The 3,171-nt window shown below is 48.0% G+C and carries 2 protein-coding genes; both read right to left on the bottom strand.

Annotation, left to right across the window (positions count from 1 at the left end):
* Window positions 1-254: 254 nt before the first annotated feature.
* The gene (locus tag CSUNSWCD_RS10070) at window positions 255-1,529 is read right to left on the bottom strand and encodes a citrate synthase (protein WP_009496991.1); all 1,275 of its coding nucleotides are present in this window, start codon (window positions 1,527-1,529) and stop codon (window positions 255-257) included.
* Window position 1,530: 1 nt separating this feature from the next.
* Window positions 1,531-2,694: a cation:proton antiporter gene (locus tag CSUNSWCD_RS10065; protein WP_009496990.1), complete on the bottom strand. Its 1,164-nt coding sequence runs from the start codon at window positions 2,692-2,694 to the stop codon at window positions 1,531-1,533.
* Window positions 2,695-3,171 lie beyond the last annotated feature (477 nt).

Below are 3,171 nucleotides of genomic sequence, written 5' to 3'. Positions count from 1 at the left end.
CCCCCCCCCACCAACCCCACTGCACGTTAGATGTGCCGACACTGCTTTGCTACCGCAAAGCGTCGCGAGTTTCGTAAATTTTGATGGAGTTAAATTTATAAATTTGACTTCAAATTTGAACGCAAATCGATAAGCGGATGTATCGCGGAGTAGATTTGCTTGCTTTGAAGTAAAATTTGAGCGCACGCTAGGCAATGTAGCCTGCGGAGCGAAAATTTTACAAAATCAAGCAAAGATACCCGTGAGACAACGCGCTATTTCGGCGTTCTGTTCGTCTCGCCCACGTACAACTGCCTTGGCCTCACGATCTTTATACTCTCCTGCTCTTTTAGCTCTATCCATTGGCTGATCCAGCCAGGAATCCTGCCGATGACGAAGATAACCGCAAACATATCGTTTGGTATGCTAAGCGCTTTTAAAATCAGCCCCGAGTAAAAATCGACGTTCGGATAGAGGTTGCGCGAGATGAAATACTCGTCGTTTAGCGCGATCTCCTCGACCTTTTTGGCGATTTTTAGAAGCTCGCTGTTTATGCCGATCTCGTCAAACAGCTTATCGCACATGGATTTTAACACCTTTGCGCGCGGATCGAAGTTTTTATACACGCGGTGACCAAAGCCCATCAGCCTAAACGGATCGTTTTTGTCTTTGGCGCGGGCGATGTATTTATCGACGTTTTCGACCGAGCCGATCTGCTCTAGCTGGCGGATGACGCCCTCGTTTGCGCCGCCGTGAGCCCAGCCCCATAGCGCTCCGATACCAGCAGCTATACACGCATACGGGTGCGCGTGGGTCGAGCCTACGGTGCGCACGGTCGTCGTGGAGGCGTTTTGCTCGTGATCGGCGTGTAGCATAAAGACCGTATCAAGAGCCTTGACCTCGATCGGGCGCAAATTTACGTGCTCGTACGGGTAGCTCCTCATCATGTAGAGGAAATTTTCTGTAAAGCCGCGGTCCAAATTTGGATAAATGATCGGCAACCCGCGTGAAAATCTATAAGAAAATGCCGCTATGGTCGGTATTTTGGCGATTATTCGCATCGCCATCTCGTGGTATTCCTCGGGCTTATCCATGTTTAGGTGATCGAAGTAAAACGCAGAAAGCGCAGCAACCGCCGCCTGCAAGATCGCCATCGGGTGCGCCTTATCGGGAAATGCGTCAAAGAGCTTCATCATGCCCTCGTGGATGAAGCTGCGTTTTTTAAGCTCGAGTTTAAATTCGTCGTACTGCTTTTCGTTTGGCAGCTCTTTATTTAGCAGCAGATACGCCACGTCGATGAAGGTTTTATTTTCCGCTAGATACGCGATATCGTAGCCGCGGTACATCAACTCGCCTTTTAACCCGTCGATATAAGTGATGCTAGAGCGGCACATCGCCGTCGAGCTGTAGCCGCGGTCAAACGTAAACATCCCCGTATCGCTAAAAAAGGTCGAGATGTCGATGACGTCGGGCCCCATGGTACCGTGAAGTATCGGAAAGTCATAACTTTTGCCGTTTCTGTTGTCGGTTAGTGTAACCGTATCGCTCATCTTAGCTCCTTTGTAAATTTGATTTTACGCTCATTAAAATTTTAATACTTATCGTGACTATTATAGCCTGAGTTAGACTCGCTAGTATGAAAGAGAAGTAAAAATTTTCGTCTATACCGCCTGATTTGTAGGCTATGGTAGCAACGGCGATGAGAAGCGTCAGTGGCATCGAGTGCGAGAGCGCGAAAAGCACGGTATTTTTTAGCCCTAGGATGTTTAAAAACACCGTACTAGCCGCCAGCCTAAAGCCTATCATGATGCCAGTTATCAGCGCCGCGTCGCGCACGACTCCGTCTATCATAAAGGCGTTAAGCTTAAACGTCGAGCCGATATGCACGAAAAATGTCGGCACCAAAAAGCCAAAGCCAAAGCTGGCAAGCTTGTGCGGGAGGTCTTTTTTGTGATCGAAAAATGTCGCGATAAACGTCCCCGCCACAAACGCGCCAAACGCGATCTCTAAATTTAAATAAAGCATAAGCGCGATGATGCCAAAAAACAGCGCCATACACAGGCGTATGTCTTTTTCGGAGTTGTCGTAGTGGGGCATCAGGATGACGCGCAGCTGCGGATACCACCAAAACAGCACATTTAGCGTCTTGTACCCGATCACCGCCGCGGCTAAAAATCCACTCAAATATATGATCGAAAACGCCAGCTCGCTACCCGCGCCAAATTTCATATACGCGCCGACGAAGGTTAGCAGCGTGATACTCACGACCTCGCCGATCGAGGCGATTAGCATGCCGATATTTAGCCACTCCTCGTTTTTGCCGTACTCTTTAAACAGCGTAAATATCATGCCCACGGCCATCAGCGGTACGATGAGGATAAAAAGGCGGTTTAGATCGAGCGAAAAGGTCAGTAGCGCCGAGAGCAGGTAGAGTATCGCCAGGTAGATGACGCCCGTTTTTAGGATCTTTTTATCTATCGTGAAAAAGAGCTTGAGATCAACCTCGGTGCCGGCTAAAAACATGAGGTAGAAAAAGCCTACTTCGCTCACGATTTTAAACATTTCGTTGTGCCCGATAAAGCCCAAATACCCCGCTACCGAACCCAAAATAATCTCCACGGGCGCGATAGGGATGCGTAAAATTTTAGAAAAATAGGGCGATGTAAAGATGATAAAAGCTAGCGCGATGAGGATATTTAGCCCGTTTGCCTGCAAGAAAGTCCTTTGTAAATGGGGGATTATAGCCTAAGGTTTTTTATTCTTTGATAAATTTGACCAGCTTAGGCTTGTCTTTTTGCCCTATACTTCGCTTTGCTTCCCTTGTGGTCGCAACTGCAAGCAGAGGCTTTTAAATTTGGCTCGGTCATTACCTACATGATAACTCCCGTCGCCAAATTTAAAAGCGCCTCGTCTAGAACTTCTTGAAAAGCTACGAGCGTAGCGAAGTAGAAAAATACTTTGCCTTATCATTATTCGCTCAAATTTGAAGTCAAATTTTACTCACCGAGATCCACTCCACAAAAACGCAAATTTAAAAAACGTGCGGCGCGACAGCGCGATCGCACCCCTTGAACGTGCAGTGGGGTAGGAGAGGGTTTGGGAGAGGAAGGGGCGACGCTTCGTAAGTAGTACCCCCTTCCTCTCCCGAAGAAAAGAGAAAGGTGGATACAAAAGGGAGCTCTTTTGCTTCGG

Source organism: Campylobacter showae CSUNSWCD, assembly GCF_000313615.1.
Taxonomy (GTDB): domain Bacteria; phylum Campylobacterota; class Campylobacteria; order Campylobacterales; family Campylobacteraceae; genus Campylobacter_A; species Campylobacter_A showae_A.
The sequence above is the reverse complement of the archived record's forward strand: the minus strand, read 5'-3'. Positions and strand labels throughout refer to the sequence as shown.

What these genes read in the sequence shown, in the direction of transcription:
- CSUNSWCD_RS10070 (WP_009496991.1), bottom strand. Translation starts at nt 1,529, where the DNA reads ATGAGCGATACGGTTACACTAACCGACAACAGAAACGGCAAAAGTTAT.